We start from the raw sequence: 14,351 nt of genomic DNA, 5'->3' as shown, positions 1-14,351 counted from the left end.
CGGGCCCATGGCCAGGGGTGTGCTACGACTTCGGCCAGGCGTCGGCGAGCAACCGGCGGGTGTCGGCCAGCAGTTGCGGCAGCACCTTGGTGTTGCCGATGACTGGCATGAAGTTGCTGTCGCCGCCCCAGCGGGGCACCACGTGCTGGTGCAGATGGGCGGCGATCCCGGCCCCGGCGACGGTGCCCTGGTTGAGCCCGATGTTGAAACCGTGCGCGCCCGAGGCGGTGCGGAGCGTGGTCATGGCGGTCTTGGTGAACTCCGCCAGCTCGATCGTTTCCTCGGAGTCCAGTTCGGTGTAGTCGGCGAGATGCCGGAACGGGACGATCATGAGGTGGCCGCCGGTGTACGGGTACAGGTTGAGCACGGCGTAGACGCGCTCCCCCCGGGCGATGATCAAGCCGTCCTCGTCGGACTTGTCCGGGATGGAGCAGAACGGACAGCCGTCGCCCGCCCCCGGGCCGCTGGGCTTGTTCTCGCCCTGGATGTACGCCATCCGGTGGGGCGTCCACAGGCGCTGGAACGCGTCCGGCGTTCCCACTCCGATCTGCTGTTCCGGCTCACTCGTCATGCGGGCCAGCATATTCGTCCCCGGCGGCCGGGGATGCCCCGAGGGGCGGCCCCGGCACGGGACCGCCCCTCGGGGGTGTCTTGCCGATCATGCCGGCGGGTCACACCTGGACCCGGCGCTCCACGACGTCGATGATCTCGGCGATCGCCTCGTCGACCGGGATGCCGTTCTTCTGCGAGCCGTCGCGGTAGCGGAAGCTGACCGCCCCGGCCGCCACGTCGTCGTCACCGGCGATGACCATGAACGGCACCTTGGACTTCTGGGCGTTCCTGATCTTCTTCTGCATCCGGTCGGACGACGAGTCGACCTCCACCCGCAGGCCCTTCGCCCGCGCCTGGGCGGCGAACTCCTCCAGGTACGGCACATGGCCGTCGCCGATCGGGATGCCCACTGCCTGGACCGGGGCGAGCCAGGCCGGGAAGGCGCCCGCGTAGTGCTCCAGCAGCACCGCGAAGAAGCGCTCGATCGACCCGAACAGCGCCCGGTGGAGCATGACGGGCTGCTGGCGCGAGCCGTCCGCGGCCGTGTACTCCAGGTTGAACCGGGCGGGCTGGTTGAAGTCGACCTGGATGGTCGACATCTGCCAGGTACGGCCGATGGCGTCCTTCGCCTGAACCGAGATCTTCGGGCCGTAGAAGGCCGCGCCACCCGGGTCCATGACCAGCTCCAGGCCCTGCTTCTCGGCGGCCTTGCGCAGCTCCTCGGTGGCTTCCTCCCACTGCTCCGGCTCGCCCATGAACTTGTCGGAGTCGTCCCGGGTGGACAGCTCCAGATAGAAGTCGTTCAGACCGTAGTCGCGGAGCAGGTCCAGCACGAAGGTGAGCAGATTGTCCAGCTCATCGGCCATCTGCTCCTTGGTGCAGTAGATGTGCGAGTCGTCCTGGGTGAAGCCGCGGGCCCGGGTCAGGCCGTGGACGACGCCGGACTTCTCGTACCGGTAGACCGTGCCGAACTCGAACAGCCGCAGCGGCAGCTCCCGGTACGACCGCCCGCGCGCCCTGAAGATCAGGTTGTGCATCGGGCAGTTCATGGCCTTGAGGTAGTAGTCCTGGCCCTCGAACTCCATGGGCGGGAACATGCCGTCCATGTAGTGCGGCAGGTGGCCGGAGGTCTCGAAGAGCTTGGCCTTGGTGATGTGCGGGGTGTTGACGAACTCGTACCCCGACTCCTCGTGCCGCTTCCGCGAGTAGTCCTCCATCTCCTTGCGGATCACGCCACCGCGCGGGTGGAAGACCGCCAGGCCCGAGCCCAGCTCGTCCGGGAAGGAGAACAGGTCCAGCTCGGCACCCAGCTTGCGGTGGTCGCGCTTCTCGGCCTCGGCCAGGAAGTCCAGGTACGCCTTCAGCTCGTCCTTGGTCGGCCAGGCGGTGCCGTAGATCCGCTGGAGCTGCGGGTTCTTCTCGCTCCCCCGCCAGTACGCGGCGGCACTGCGCATCAGCTTGAAGGCCGGGATGTTCCGGGTGGTCGGCAGGTGCGGGCCACGGCACAGATCACGCCAGCACAGCTCACCGGACTTCGCGTCGAGGTTGTCGTAGATGGTCAGCTCGCCCGCGCCGACCTCGGCGGAGGCGCCCTCGGCGGCGTCCGCGGCCGAGCCCTTGAGTCCGATCAGCTCCAGCTTGTACGGCTCGGCGGCCAGCTCCTCGCGGGCGGCCTCGTCGGTGACCGCACGGCGCGAGAACTTCTGGCCCCGCTTCTGGATCTCCTGCATCTTCTTCTCGATGCGCTTGAGATCCTCCGGCTGGAACGGGGTCTCGACGTCGAAGTCGTAGTAGAAGCCGTCCTTGATCGGCGGGCCGATGCCGAGCTTGGCCTCCGGGAACAGCTCCTGCACGGCCTGCGCCATCACATGCGCGGTCGAGTGGCGCAGGATGTCCAGACCGTCCTGGCTGGTGATCTCCACCGGCTCGATCTCTTCGCCGTCGGCGGGCTGGTACGCCAGGTCCTTCAGCTGCCCGCCCACGCGCGCGGCGACGATCGAGCGGTCGCCGGCGAAGAGGTCCGCCGCCGTAGTGCCCGTCGTCACCACGCGCTCTTCCCGCTCGGAATCGCGTTGGATGATCACACGGACGTCTGACACCGGTCTCTCCTGACTGAAGGATCGCTACCCGCGGCGAATGCCGCGCAGCGAGAATCGTACCGAGCCGACCGGCCCGACCGCGAAACGGTTGTCCGCGCGACCGGCGGAGGCGGCGCCCCGGCGCGATCAGGGTTCGCCGCACGCCTCCTCACCGCACGCCTCCTCGAAGAAGTCCAGGTTCTCCTGGAGCGACTTGAGCAGCCGGTCCCGCTCCGCGTCGTCCACCCGCACCGGGGTGACGCCACCGGCTCCGCTCAGCCGCCGGAAGCCGCCGCGGCTCTCCAGCCGCCCGCTCACCCGGATCGGCAGCCCGACCAGATGGGCATGGCCCGCGATCCGGTAGTCGTCCTCGTCCAGCACGATCCGCAGCCGCGCCACATCCGCCCCGGCCAGCACCCGCAGCCGCACCGTCCCGGGACCGCCCGGCCCGGCGCGGCCCAGGCGCACCACGGCGCCGGTGACCCGCACGGGTACGGACGGCTCGTCCCGTACGTAGCGGGCCCCGGCCTCGCGCAGCCCCGGCAGGTCACCGGGGGTGAACGCGACCGGTTCGGGCCGGGTGGAGAACCCCGGCGGCGGACCGGCGGCCGGTGACCACGCCAGGGCGATACGGGCGCCCTCGGTGCCCTGGACGAGCGCCACGACGGCCTCGGTCAGCTCGCGGCTCACCCCCGCCGCCACGGCCGCGTCGAACGCCTCCATGCCGCCCGTGGCGCGCTGGTAGTCGGCGGCGTCACGCAGCGCGTACAGGGCGCGCAGCAGGGTGGCGGTGGTGGCCCGGCCGTCCTCGACGGGGACGAAGACGGTCAGCCGATGGCCGTCGGCCGCGGCGCCGGACGGGCCGGTCAGCACGCGTTCCAGGGACGCCTCGGCCACCCGCCGGTGCCGCGCGCCGTAGTACCCGGCCCTGGCCCGGGCGGCGAGCGCCCCGGCCAGCAGGGTGGCCCGGGCGGCGGCGCGCAGCCGCTCCTGCGCGGGCCAGGCGGCGGTGCCGCCGTGGGACTCGGACACCTCGCGCCACCAGCGGATCTCATCGCTGGGCATGGCGAGGCCGGTGAGCACCTCGCGGGCGGAGGGCGCGGCGCTGCGGGCCAGCGCGAGCAGCGCCTCGCCGAGGAGGTCGGCGCTGTCGGGGAAGTCGCGGCGCTCGGGCACGAGCAGGCTGGTGCCCGGCAGCTCGCCCGGGGGCGTCCAGCGGGCGTACCGCCCGCGGGCGCCGCCGCGGCGGTGCCAGCCGTGCCGCGCGAGCAGCGCGGCGAGGACGGCGGGGTCCACCTCGTCGGGGCGCGGCGCGAGGCCGTCGGGGCGCGGCGCGGGACCGCGGTCGCGGTCCGTCAAGGGGTCGCGGTGCATCGGAGGGTCGCGGTCCATCAGGGTCTCCCTCCCGCCCCGACCCGGGTCATGATCTCGCAGAGCGCGCGGTCGTCGAAGATCCGCGAGGTCGGGATCCGCACGGTGGTCCGGCGGCGGCCCGTCACCGGGTGGCCCGCCAGGTTGATCCAGTAGCAGCAGTGCCGCAGGGCCAGACGGTCGTGACCGGCCCGTATCCAGTCGTCCCGGCCGCGCGGCACGATCATCACAACAAGGATCTTGTGCACGGAGACCGGGCTGCGGGCGAGCTTGACCAGGTGCTCGTTGTCGAGCGTGAAGGCGAAGGTCGGGCCGGGCGGATGCGGTGCCAGCTGGTACGTGGCCTTCAGCTGCACCTTGATCGTCACCTCGTCGTCCACGGCGTGGCCGGGCGCGCTGTGGCTGACGTGCCAGTCGATGCCGTGGTCCGGGAAGGGCTGCGCGAGCGAGCAGCCCGCGGCCGCCGCGACCGCGTGGAGATAGCCGACCTGCAACGTCTCCATGCAGGCGGTGGTGGCGATGTGGCCGCGCGAGGGTGCGGTCCGCTCGGGCAGCAGACCGCTCGCCGACGGGGCCGGGTCGGGCTGCGCGAGCGCCATGTGCGTGACGCCTTCCGGTCGTCGCCGGTGTCCGTACACCTGTGTTGTCTCCCCGTCACATGCCGTGCAAACAGCGGTGGTTCGGCCACCCCCCTCCGGGTATCACCAGGTCGGGGCGGGATCCGGAGGTCATGGGGCACGTATGCACGAGGAGTTGAGGCCATGTCGTCCTGGTTCGAGGGGCCGCTCGCCGCGTTCGACACGGAGACGACCGGCATCGACGTCGAGCACGACCGGATCGTGTCGGCCGCTCTCGTCGTCCAGCGCGGCGCGGGCAGCCTGCCGGAGGTGCGGCGCTGGCTGGTGAGTCCGGGCATACCGGTGCCGCGGGCCGCGACCGAGATACACGGGCTGACCGACACCCATCTCCAGCAGCACGGCCGGTGGCCGGCGCCGGTGATGGACGAGGTGGCGCGGGCGCTGGCCGAGCAGACGGCGCGGGGCACCCCGGTGGTGGTGATGAACGCGCCGTTCGATCTGACGCTGCTGGACCGCGAGTTGAAGCGGCACCGCAATGCCACGCTGGCGACCTATCTGTCGCTGCGTTCGCTGTCCGTCCTCGACCCCCGGGTGCTGGACAAACACCTGGACCGCTATCGCAAGGGCCGCCGCACGCTCACCGATCTGTGTGCGCACTACGGCGTCGAGCTGACGGGCGCGCATGACGCGGCGGCGGACGCCATGGCCGCCCTGGAGGTCGTGCGGGCGGTGGGCCGCCGCTACGCGTCACGGCTGGAGAAGCTGACGCCCAGTGAGCTGCACGCCCGGCAGACGGCCTGGTACGCGGCGCAGGCGCGCGGCCTCCAGGCCTGGTTCGCGCTCAACGGCTCGGACGAGGTCTGCGACCCGGCGTGGCCGCTGCGTCCGGACCTTCCGGCGGCGGCGTAACGGCGCCCCTGCGTCTGCGTCTGCCTCTGCCCCCGCCTCCGCCTCAGCAGCGCCGGAGCCTGAACGGGTGTCCGGCCGGGTCGGAGTAGAGGCGGACGTCGTTCGGGCCGCCGTTGTCCTTGGTGTCCAGCGGCCGTGCCCCCAGGTCGACGACCTGCCGTTCGGCGGCGTCCATGTCGTCCACCAGCAGCTCCAGGTGGGCCTGCTGGGAGTCGTCCGGCCGGGGCCAGCTCGGCGGGGCGTACCCGTGGTCCCGGAGGAAGGACATGCGCGTCCCGTCGGGGACGGTGATGTCGATCCGGTCGAGGACGGTCACCGGCGTGATCTCGGCGCCGAGCACGGTGGCGTAGAACTTGGCCAGCTCTTCGGGCTCGGCGCAGTCCAGGGACAGGACGGCTGCGGTGGCGACGGCCATGGGGTACCCCTCCGATTCATCCGCGAGAGCCTGGCGGGTACCCATGTCCGGCGGTGGCAAGCCCGGAAAACGCCGGGGCCGGACCGCCTGCTGGCGGTCCGGCCCCGGTAAGGGTGGGCGATACTGGGTTCGAACCAGTGACCTCTTCGGTGTGAACGAAGCGCTCTCCCGCTGAGCTAATCGCCCGGGTGTGTTCTTCCGGGGTTTTCCCCGGTGGAACGACCTGAACAATACAGGTCGGGCGAGGTGCGGTTCAAACCGGATTCCGGCCGGGCCGCCGGTCGAGCATCCGGGCCCGCAGTCCCCGGCACCCGGCGCGCATCATCAGGGCGTGGTTGACGCGGAACAACGGCCGTCCGAGCACCGCGAAGCGGCGGAGCAGCGGCTTGCGCGCCACCACGTCCTGCTCGAACAGGGCGCGGGTGCCCGCGCCGCGCGCCGTGACCGTCCAGCGGGCCCAGCCCTCCAGATCGCCGGAGAAGGTGATCCGCAGGGTGCCCCGGGCGGTGTCCCGGTGCGCCTCGGTGACGGTGAGGCGCAGGTCGTACGGGACGAGGGAGCGGAAGCGGGCCGTTCCGGTGCGGTCGTCGATCCGCCGCACCTCGCGGACCTGGGGCCACCACCGCGGGTAACCGTCTCCGTCCGCCAGCGCCTCGAAGACGGCGGCGGGCGGTGCGTCGAGATCCCATCGGCTGTGGAAGCGGTAGTGGCACCAGTCCATGTCCTCAGTGTGCGGTAGCTGCCGCTAGCCGGGCAGCTTGTCGCCGAGCAGGGCCAGGTTCTGGATGGCGGCGAGGCCGTACTGCGCGGTGGCGTTGGTGCTCACCCAGGGCGCCTCGACGCCGGGCACCAGCACGTCCGGGCCGGTGACCTTGGTGCTCTTCCAGCTGACGGAGTCCTCGGGGTAGCCGTCGCCCTCGTGGAATTCGGTGAACTTCTGCCAGGCGCGGGCGGCCAGCGTGTCGTCCTTCAGCTGTACGGCGGCGTACGCGTCGAGCCGGGAGTGGCCCTGGACCAGGATCAGCGAGCCGAAGTCGGTGCCGTAGCGGGCCTTCTGCTCGGCCTTGGTGGCGTTGAAGTAGCGGCAGTAGTCGAGCCAGGCCTCCTTGAACTTCGGCATCTCGATCAGGTCGATGACCTCGGCGCACACCTCGACCAGGCCGAAGACGGCGGACAGGTGGGAGACGCTGACCTTGGGCTTGTCGTCGATGGCGTACTTGCCGGTGTCGAGGTCGTACAGCGCGGCGCCCTGGACGAAGCCGTTGGTCTGCGCGGCGATGGTCTCCATGGTGCTGCGCAGCCGGGCCTCGGCCTTCTCGGCCTGGGGCCCGCGCCGCTCCCATTCGGTGAGCCAGGCGCCGGCCAGCCCGCTCCAGTCGGTGCCGAAGCCGATGGACAGGGCGTGCCGGTCGGGCTTGTAGTCGGGGTCGGGACGGACCTTGCGCTGCGGGTCGAGGACGAGGAAGGACTCGTCGGAGTCGACGAGGGCGTGCATGATGTCGCCGATCCGCTCGTCGGCGGTGAGGAAGTAGAGGTAGCGGCGGTAGAGGGCGGTGGAGATGCGCTGCTGCTTGGCGCTGTCGGCGAAGTGCTGGACGCCGTGCCGGGTGCCGAGCCCGGTCCATTTGCCCAGGTGGTAGGCGTCGACCTCGCCGGTGTGCCGGGTCATGGCCTCCGCGAAGCGGTAGATGTCGGCGCGCCCGGAGCGCAGATACGCGAGCCAGAGCCACAGGTCCGGGGAGAGTTCGGAGTTGTCCCAGGCGTAGCCGCCGACGTCGTACCGCCACTGGTGCCGGTTCTCGTCGTAGGTGTGCATGATGTCGCCGTAGTCCCAGAACCCGTACCAGCGGCGCTGTTCGACCTGGCCCTTGTGGTACTCGAAGAGGAAGTCCAGGCGGTCCTCGATCTTCGCCTTGGCGGCGGTGGAGCGGTCGACGGGCGAGAAGAGGCCGCCGAAGACCTTGGCGCGGGCCAGGTCGGCGGGTCCGGCGACGAGTTGCGGCGGGGTGCGCAGGGCGGCTGCCTGCTGGACGAGGGTGTCGGCGCTGGGGGTGGCGGCGTTGGCCCAGAAGGTCAGCTCGCTGGTGCGGGCGATGCCGTACGGGGTGCCGAACTTCGGCTCGTAGTCCTCGTACGTGATGTTGAGGCCCTCCAGCTGCTCGGCGTAGGTGTCCTGGCCCAGGCCGTCGTGGTAGAAGCGCAGGTCCATGGGCTGGGCCTCGGGCGACCACAGCCACAGGGTGACCTCGGCCTCGTCGCCCGCGGCGCCGCGGATGTCGAGCTGGGCGGGGAACTTCTCCCAGAAGTCGCGCAGTCCGAAGGAGAGCCCGCCGCTGACCCCGCCGACGTAGCCGAAGCCGGACGCCCGGCCGCCGCCGCCCGCGGGGATCCAGCCGTGGCCCGGCTTGGTGCGCTTGCGCAGGGTGAAGCCGTCGGCGGAGAGCTGGGAGAGGGTGTAGTCGCCCCAGGTGGGGATGAGGTGCAGCCGGCTGGTGACCCGCTGGTCCCAGGTGGCGGGGTCGGCCAGCTTCTCGCCCTTGACCTGGGCCTTGCGGACGCTCGCGCCGGGGTCGCGGCGCAGTCCGGTGATGCCCTTGACGGCCTCGGTGAGGAATCCCTTGCCCTCGCCCGCGATACGGATGTGGCGGTCGTACGCCTCGTCGCGCATGGGGACCGAGAAGCGGACGCCGAGGCCGCGGATGAAGTCCCCGGACTCACGACCGGCGGTCTGGTCCCCGTCGAAGGTGATCGTGTGCACCATGCGGAACGAGTCGGCGCCCGCGTAGAAGTAGAGCCGGACGCTGAAGGGGAGCCAGCCGCGACCGCCCTTGCGGTGCTTGCCGTCGATGCGGACGACGGCGCGGACGGGCCCCTTCTGCTCGACCTTGGCGGCGCTGATCTCACCGTCGAACCGGTCCCACTTCGCTCTGCCGTGGTCGCCGTCGTCGATGTCGCCCTGGCGGAGCAGGACGAGGCGGCCGTCGCGGGCGATCTCGGTGCTGCCACGGGTGACGGAGCGTACGAGCTTCTCGCCGTCCTTGCCGATCACGGCCTTGATCACGCCGGTGTCGACGGTGATCCTGCCGCCCTTCTCGGTGACGGTGACCTTCTTGGCCGGGGCGGCGGGCTCATCCGTGGTGAGCCGGTAGGCCGTGCCGTCGCCCAGCCCCTCCCCCGCCGCGTGCGCGGTCCATTTGAGCGAGCCGTCGGGCCAGTAGGCGGTGGCCCAGGTCTGGAGGGGGACGTCCTTGCCGTCGGCCGTGGTGAGCGCGAACGTGCGGTCGGCGGGGTGGGCGCCCTTGGGCCAGGGGACGCCGAAGGTGCTGCCCGCGGCGGCGCCGAGGCCGCCCTCCTCCAGCCAGGTGATCTTCACGGGTTCGTCGGCGGCCTTCTCCTGCTCCGCGGCGGCCGCCTGCGGGGCGTTCTGCGCGAGCATCCAGGAGAACGGGACGGCGGCGCCGGTGACGGCGGCGGCCTTGAGGAGATTGCGCCGGGGAATCGGGGGCATGTCGCTCTCACCTTTCGTACGGGGGCTACGGGGCGTACGGGAGCTACGGGGGCAGGTGCATGACATCGGCGGCGGGGGGCGGCGCGGGAACGGGCGCCCCCGGGTCAGACGCGGGCGCGGGCGCGGCGCTCGACCGCGACCGCACAGGCCGCGAGGGCGCCCACCGCCGGGGCGGCCAGCGGCAGCATCTGCCAGGCGGCGACGGTGACCACCGCCAGCCCGCCCGCCAGCAGCAGCGATCCGCCCGGGTCGGCGGCCAGGCCGCGGCGTACGGCGGTACGGGCCACCGCCGCCCAGCCGGTGCCAGGCCGCCACGCGGCGGCCGTCCGCAGCCCCAGGACGATCACCGCGAGCGTGCCCGCCACGCTCACGGCGACCAGGGCGGGCCCGCCCGGCAGGGCTCCGGTGCGGGCCACGCGCAGATCGAAGGCGAGCAGCGCGAGCGCCGCCCACCACAGCAGGGAGAAGCGCCAGCCGCCGCGGGTCGCCTCCCGCACTCCGGAAACGAAGTCCCGCAGTGTGGAGCGCTCGCCGTCCAGATGGCGGCGCAGATGCGCGCATCCGGCGGCGAACGACGGGAGCAGGGTGAGCAGCGGCAGCGCGGCGAGCACCACCCAGACCCCGGTCAGCAGGCACTCGGCGAACAGCGAGAAGCGCACCAGCCTCCGCGAGGGCCGCTCGGACCTGCGTATCGCTCGCTCCATGGCGGGTCCCCTCAGCCCTTCAGCCCGGAGGTCGAGGCGCCCTCGACCAGATAGCGCTGGAAGGCGAGGAAGAACAGCAGCACCGGCAGCAGGGCCACCAGCGACATGGCGACCATGCCTCCGTAGTCGGCGACGCTGTCCTGGTCGATGAAGAGCTTCAGCCCCATCGAGACCGTGTACTTGTCGGGCTCGTTGAGATACAGCAGCGGGCCGATGAAGTCGTTCCAGGACCAGATGAAGGTGAAGATCGCGCTGGTGATCAGGGCCGGACGGCACAGGGGCAGCACGATGCTCCAGTAGATGCGCAGATGGCCGCAGCCGTCCAGCCGCGCCGCCTCGTCCAGCTCGCGGGGCAGGCCCCGCATGAACTGCACCATCAGGAAGACGAAGAAGGCGTCCGCCGCCAGGTACTTGCCGAGCAGCAGCGGGACATAGGTGTTGATCAGTTCCATCTTCTGGAACAGGATGTACTGCGGAATGATCAAGATCTGGAAGGGCAGCAGCAGGGTGGAGATCATGAGCGTGAACAGCGCGTTCCGCCCCGCGAACCGGATCCTGGCGAACGCGTACGCCGCCAGCGAGCAGGAGAACAGCACCCCGATCACCGAACCGACCGCCAGGAAAAGCGAGTTGGTGAAGAAGGTCGTGACGGGGACGTCGGCGATGCCGTCGCCGAGCCTCCGGTAGTTCTCCGTGATCGGATCGGTGGGCAGCAGCTGAAGACTGCCGATGATCTCGTCGCCGGGCTTGAACGAACCGCCGATCACCCACACCACGGGGTAGAGGATCACGGCCAGCACGGCGAGCGCGCCCAGGTGCCAGGCCACCGAGCGGATCCGCGCCCGCCCCGAACCGGTCAGGGACGTCGAGGACGTCAGGGAGGTCGAGGGAGTGGTCACCGGGCGTCCTCCTCGTAGTGCACCCAGCCGCGCTGGGTCTTGAACAGCACCGCGGTCACCAGGCCGATGCCGAGCATCAGCATCCAGGCCATCGCGGCGGCGTAGCCCATGCGCAGGTTCCGGAAGCCCTGTTCGTACAGGTACCAGCCGTAGACCAGCAGCGAGTCGCCCGGGCCGCCGGTGTTGGTGCCGGAGCCCGCGAGCACGACGGCCGAGGTGAAGACCTGGAAGGAGTGGATGAGTTCCAGCAGCAGGTTGAAGAAGAGCACCGGGGAGATCATCGGCAGGGTGATGGAGCGGAAGCGCCGCCACGCCCCCGCGCCGTCCATCTCGGCGGCCTCGTACAGCTCGCGCGGCACCTGCTTCAGCCCGGCGAGGAAGATCACCATCGGGGCGCCGAACTGCCAGACGGTCAGCGTGATCAGCGTGGGCAGGGCCCAGTCCGGATCCCCGATCCAGCCGCCGATGTCCCAGCCGAACAGACTCATCGACTTGTCGACGATCGCGTCGTCGTTGAAGATCGCCCGCCAGACGATGCCGATGCTCACGCTCGCGCCGATGAGCGAGGGCGCGTAGAACGCCGAGCGGTAGAAGCCCTGTCCCTTGCGCGGCTTGACCAGCAGCAGCGCCACCCCCAGCGCGGCCAGCAGCTTCAGCGGGGTGCCGATCAGGACGTACTTCAGCGTCACCTCGACCGACGTCCACCACCGCTCGTCCTGGAACATCTCCTGGAAGTTCTTGAACCCGACCCAGCGGGGCGAGTCGAAGAGGGTGTAGTCGGTGAACGCCAGATAGAGCGAGACCAGCATCGGGCCGAGCGTGAGCAGCAGGATCCCGATGCACCAGGGCGTCAGGAAGAGATAGCCCGCCAGGGTTTCCCGGCGGCCGGACCGCCGCCCGGCCGCCGCGCCCGGAGCGTCCGGCGCGGCACCCTTGCGGGCCTCGGGCCGGGGCGGGGCGGCCGACCGCTCCGCCCCCTTCTCCGCCGCGCGCGTCGTGGTTCGTGTCACGGAAGCTCTCCTCACGAGCCGAGCGCGGATTCCGCCTCGTCGAAGAACTGGTCCACGGCCTTGTCCACCGAGCTCTGGCCGACCGTGACATCGGTGTAGGTGCGCAGGAAGGCGGCCTCGGCGACATCGGTGCCGGCCGGATGCGGAGTGATCGGCTCCAGCTTCCCGGCCACGCTCTTCTCATACGCGGCGATCTTGGCGTCGACGCCCGTGGGCTTGTACGCCTCGTACTGGGCGGTGGTCGCGGGAATGCCGCGGTTGTAGCCCATGATCTTGCCGACCTCGGGGTCGTGCGTCATGAAGTCGATGAGCTGGGCGACTTCCTTGGGGTGCTGGGTGCGGGCCGAGCCGCTGAGCATCAGCGAGGAGAGGTACTGCCCGGTCTTCTTGCCGTCCGTGGTCGGCAGCGGCCCGAGTTCGAGCGGGGTGTCGGTCTCGGCCGCGAAGCGGACCATGAAGTTGTCCCAGGTGAACTCGGCGGCCGACAGGTCGGCGCTGATCGTCGCCTTGGGCTTGGCCTGTTCGGTCTTCTTGCCCGGCACCAGCTCACCCGCCTTGGCGTGCTGCTGCCAGGTGTTCCACCACTGCTTGAGGTCGTCCTCGGTGAAGCCGAGCTTCTTGTCCTCGGTGAAGAAGGCCTTGCCGTGCTGACGCAGGTACAGGTCGTACAGGTACATCACACCGGCGTTGTCGCTGGATCCGTAGAGCGTGCCGTCGGACTTCCGCACCTTCTTGGCGGCGGCGAAGAAGTCGTCCCACGTCCATCCGTCCTTGACGGTGGCGCCCGCCTTCTTGAAGGCGGCCGGGTTGTAGAAGAAGCCGAAGGTATTGGCGCCGACCGGCACTCCGTAGAGCTTTCCGTCGATGTCCCCGGATTTCTCCAGGCCGTTCCGGAAACCCTTCAGATTGAGATTGCCCTCCTTGACCTGCTTGTTGAGATCGAGGAGAAGATTCTTCTCACCGTACTTGCGCAGGAACGCGTACGAGTTCTGGAAGACGTCCGGCGCATTGCCGCCGACGGCCTGCGTATTGAACTTGCTCCAGAAGTCGGCGTATTCGGCGAAGTCCGTCTTCACGGTGATGTTCGGGTGCTTCTCCTCGAAGAGCTTCACCGTCTTCTTGATCATGACGGACCGGTCCTTCGCGCCCCACCAGGCGTAACGGATGGTCACCTTCCCGCCGGACGAGCTGCCGCCGTCGCCGCCGCAGCCGGTGGCCAGCAGCCCCAGCGCGACCAGCCCCGCCGCGGCCCCCCGAAGCCCTCTCGCCCTCACCGTCCATCGCCGAGCACTCATGACACGCCCCTCCCGGGCAGGTCTGTCCGAGCTGCCCCCAGAACCAAGCTTGAAACGTTTTAGGTAAGCGCTTGCCGGGCCAAAGTAGGGATCGATGCCGCGTACGTCAACGGTTCGGACAGGATCGATGCGGAAGCGCTTCAACGACGGGGCGCCCGCGGCGCCCCACCGGGCACGTCACGGGGTGCGAAGGGGCACGAAAACGCCGAGGACCCGGAGGCGTGAAGCCTCCGGGTCCTCGGTCCGGGGTGGGCGATACTGGGTTCGAACCAGTGACCTCTTCGGTGTGAACGAAGCGCTCTCCCGCTGAGCTAATCGCCCGGGCGCACGCCCAACATTAGCGCATGCCGGACCGTGCTCATGACCATCACGGTCGGCCCGGGAGCCGGGCCGACCGACGGCCACCGGTCACTCCTTGATCTTCCAGGGCATGACGAGGCCGAACTTCCACACGTACACGGTCAGCGCCACGGCACAGATCACCAGCCCGATCGAGGTCAGGATGATGTTCCGCTTGCGCACCTTCGGATCCAGGGCGCGATGGGCAGCCTCGGTCACCTTGCGTTTCGTCCAGCGCAGCACCAACTGCGCCCAGACGAACTCGGTCGCCCAGATCGCCATCCCGCCGAAGATCACCAGCCAGCCGGGACCGGGCAGCGGCAGCATGATGATGCCCGCCACCACGACCGCGAGGCCCACGACGAAGACCCCGACCTGCCAGCTCAGGTGCAGCGTGCGCGACCGCTTGATGAACTGCGGCGCCCGGGAACCGAAAACCGACTCCTCCGACGCACCGTCCCCCGTCGCGACCTCGGGTGCCGGTGGAACGGCACCCGCCCGTCGCTCGTCACTCTCCGCATTCATGCGACCCAACCTACCCGATGCGCCGAAGTCACCGTAATGGCGGCACCGGCGGGCCCGCGACTCGGCCGCTGGAGCTATCGGAAGACCCGCAAAACGGTCAGAGGGGTTTACAACGGCACCGTAGGTGGCATGTCGATTTCGCCGACGTGCGAATCCCCGAGCGCACAC

Annotated in this window: 13 protein-coding genes and 2 tRNA genes; 1 reads left to right on the top strand and 14 read right to left on the bottom strand. The window is 70.2% G+C overall.

The window, feature by feature from the left end:
- Nucleotides 1-22: 22 nt before the first annotated feature.
- From LCH29_RS09465 to LCH29_RS09450, 4 genes are all read right to left on the bottom strand, one after another.
- Nucleotides 23-583, bottom strand: coding sequence for an HIT family protein (locus tag LCH29_RS09465; RefSeq protein ID WP_446461233.1), 561 nt, complete (start codon nucleotides 581-583; stop codon nucleotides 23-25).
- Between the two features lie 88 nt (nucleotides 584-671).
- Entirely contained in the window at nucleotides 672-2,651 is a 1,980-nt protein-coding gene (gene thrS / locus LCH29_RS09460; protein WP_446461232.1) for a threonine--tRNA ligase, read from the bottom strand.
- 126 nt (nucleotides 2,652-2,777) lie between these two features.
- The gene (locus LCH29_RS09455; protein WP_446461302.1) at nucleotides 2,778-4,004 is read right to left on the bottom strand and encodes a hypothetical protein; all 1,227 of its coding nucleotides are present in this window, start codon (nucleotides 4,002-4,004) and stop codon (nucleotides 2,778-2,780) included.
- 17 nt (nucleotides 4,005-4,021) lie between these two features.
- Nucleotides 4,022-4,600, bottom strand: coding sequence for a DUF4365 domain-containing protein (locus LCH29_RS09450; protein ID WP_446461231.1), 579 nt, complete (start codon nucleotides 4,598-4,600; stop codon nucleotides 4,022-4,024).
- Between the two features lie 162 nt (nucleotides 4,601-4,762).
- Here LCH29_RS09450 and LCH29_RS09445 point away from each other — a divergent pair, with 162 nt between their 5' ends.
- On the top strand, nucleotides 4,763-5,488 hold the full coding sequence (locus LCH29_RS09445) for an exonuclease domain-containing protein (protein ID WP_446461230.1): 726 nt from the start codon (nucleotides 4,763-4,765) through the stop codon (nucleotides 5,486-5,488).
- Nucleotides 5,489-5,531: 43 nt separating this feature from the next.
- Here LCH29_RS09445 and LCH29_RS09440 read toward each other — a convergent pair whose 3' ends face one another.
- The 10 genes from LCH29_RS09440 to LCH29_RS09395 form a co-directional block, all read right to left on the bottom strand.
- Nucleotides 5,532-5,903 carry a VOC family protein gene (locus tag LCH29_RS09440; protein WP_446461229.1) on the bottom strand — a complete coding sequence of 124 codons (372 nt, stop codon included), beginning with the start codon at nucleotides 5,901-5,903 and terminating at the stop codon, nucleotides 5,532-5,534.
- Nucleotides 5,904-6,017: 114 nt separating this feature from the next.
- Nucleotides 6,018-6,089: transfer RNA gene (locus LCH29_RS09435), tRNA-Val, on the bottom strand.
- A gap of 67 nt (nucleotides 6,090-6,156) precedes the next feature.
- Nucleotides 6,157-6,624 carry an SRPBCC family protein gene (locus tag LCH29_RS09430; RefSeq protein ID WP_446461228.1) on the bottom strand — a complete coding sequence of 156 codons (468 nt, stop codon included), beginning with the start codon at nucleotides 6,622-6,624 and terminating at the stop codon, nucleotides 6,157-6,159.
- Nucleotides 6,625-6,648: 24 nt separating this feature from the next.
- Nucleotides 6,649-9,411, bottom strand: a complete 2,763-nt coding sequence (locus LCH29_RS09425; RefSeq protein ID WP_446461227.1) for an exo-rhamnogalacturonan lyase family protein — start codon at nucleotides 9,409-9,411, stop codon at nucleotides 6,649-6,651.
- A gap of 104 nt (nucleotides 9,412-9,515) precedes the next feature.
- Nucleotides 9,516-10,115, bottom strand: a complete 600-nt coding sequence (locus tag LCH29_RS09420) for a DUF624 domain-containing protein (protein WP_446461226.1) — start codon at nucleotides 10,113-10,115, stop codon at nucleotides 9,516-9,518.
- 11 nt (nucleotides 10,116-10,126) lie between these two features.
- Nucleotides 10,127-10,993, bottom strand: a complete 867-nt coding sequence (locus LCH29_RS09415) for a carbohydrate ABC transporter permease (RefSeq protein WP_446461301.1) — start codon at nucleotides 10,991-10,993, stop codon at nucleotides 10,127-10,129.
- 17 nt (nucleotides 10,994-11,010) lie between these two features.
- On the bottom strand, nucleotides 11,011-12,024 hold the full coding sequence (locus tag LCH29_RS09410; RefSeq protein WP_446461225.1) for a carbohydrate ABC transporter permease: 1,014 nt from the start codon (nucleotides 12,022-12,024) through the stop codon (nucleotides 11,011-11,013).
- An 11-nt stretch (nucleotides 12,025-12,035) separates the two neighbouring features.
- Nucleotides 12,036-13,319 carry an ABC transporter substrate-binding protein gene (locus LCH29_RS09405; RefSeq protein WP_446461224.1) on the bottom strand — a complete coding sequence of 428 codons (1,284 nt, stop codon included), beginning with the start codon at nucleotides 13,317-13,319 and terminating at the stop codon, nucleotides 12,036-12,038.
- A 249-nt stretch (nucleotides 13,320-13,568) separates the two neighbouring features.
- A tRNA-Val gene (locus tag LCH29_RS09400) sits at nucleotides 13,569-13,640 on the bottom strand.
- A gap of 87 nt (nucleotides 13,641-13,727) precedes the next feature.
- Nucleotides 13,728-14,183: a TIGR02611 family protein gene (locus LCH29_RS09395; RefSeq protein ID WP_446461223.1), complete on the bottom strand. Its 456-nt coding sequence runs from the start codon at nucleotides 14,181-14,183 to the stop codon at nucleotides 13,728-13,730.
- Between the last annotated feature and the right edge of the window lie 168 nt (nucleotides 14,184-14,351).

It is taken from the genome of Streptomyces sp. BRA346 (assembly GCF_052851135.1).
This window is presented reverse-complemented; position numbering and strand designations above follow the sequence as displayed.

What these genes read in the sequence shown, in the direction of transcription:
- LCH29_RS09465 (WP_446461233.1), bottom strand. Translation starts at nt 583, where the DNA reads ATGCTGGCCCGCATGACGAGTGAGCCGGAACAGCAGATCGGAGTGGGA.
- LCH29_RS09455 (WP_446461302.1), bottom strand. Translation starts at nt 4,004, where the DNA reads ATGCACCGCGACCCCTTGACGGACCGCGACCGCGGTCCCGCGCCGCGC.
- LCH29_RS09450 (WP_446461231.1), bottom strand. Translation starts at nt 4,600, where the DNA reads ATGGCGCTCGCGCAGCCCGACCCGGCCCCGTCGGCGAGCGGTCTGCTG.
- LCH29_RS09445 (WP_446461230.1), top strand. Translation starts at nt 4,763, where the DNA reads ATGTCGTCCTGGTTCGAGGGGCCGCTCGCCGCGTTCGACACGGAGACG.
- LCH29_RS09440 (WP_446461229.1), bottom strand. Translation starts at nt 5,903, where the DNA reads ATGGCCGTCGCCACCGCAGCCGTCCTGTCCCTGGACTGCGCCGAGCCC.
- LCH29_RS09430 (WP_446461228.1), bottom strand. Translation starts at nt 6,624, where the DNA reads ATGGACTGGTGCCACTACCGCTTCCACAGCCGATGGGATCTCGACGCA.
- LCH29_RS09425 (WP_446461227.1), bottom strand. Translation starts at nt 9,411, where the DNA reads ATGCCCCCGATTCCCCGGCGCAATCTCCTCAAGGCCGCCGCCGTCACC.
- LCH29_RS09420 (WP_446461226.1), bottom strand. Translation starts at nt 10,115, where the DNA reads ATGGAGCGAGCGATACGCAGGTCCGAGCGGCCCTCGCGGAGGCTGGTG.
- LCH29_RS09405 (WP_446461224.1), bottom strand. Translation starts at nt 13,319, where the DNA reads ATGAGTGCTCGGCGATGGACGGTGAGGGCGAGAGGGCTTCGGGGGGCC.
- LCH29_RS09395 (WP_446461223.1), bottom strand. Translation starts at nt 14,183, where the DNA reads ATGAATGCGGAGAGTGACGAGCGACGGGCGGGTGCCGTTCCACCGGCA.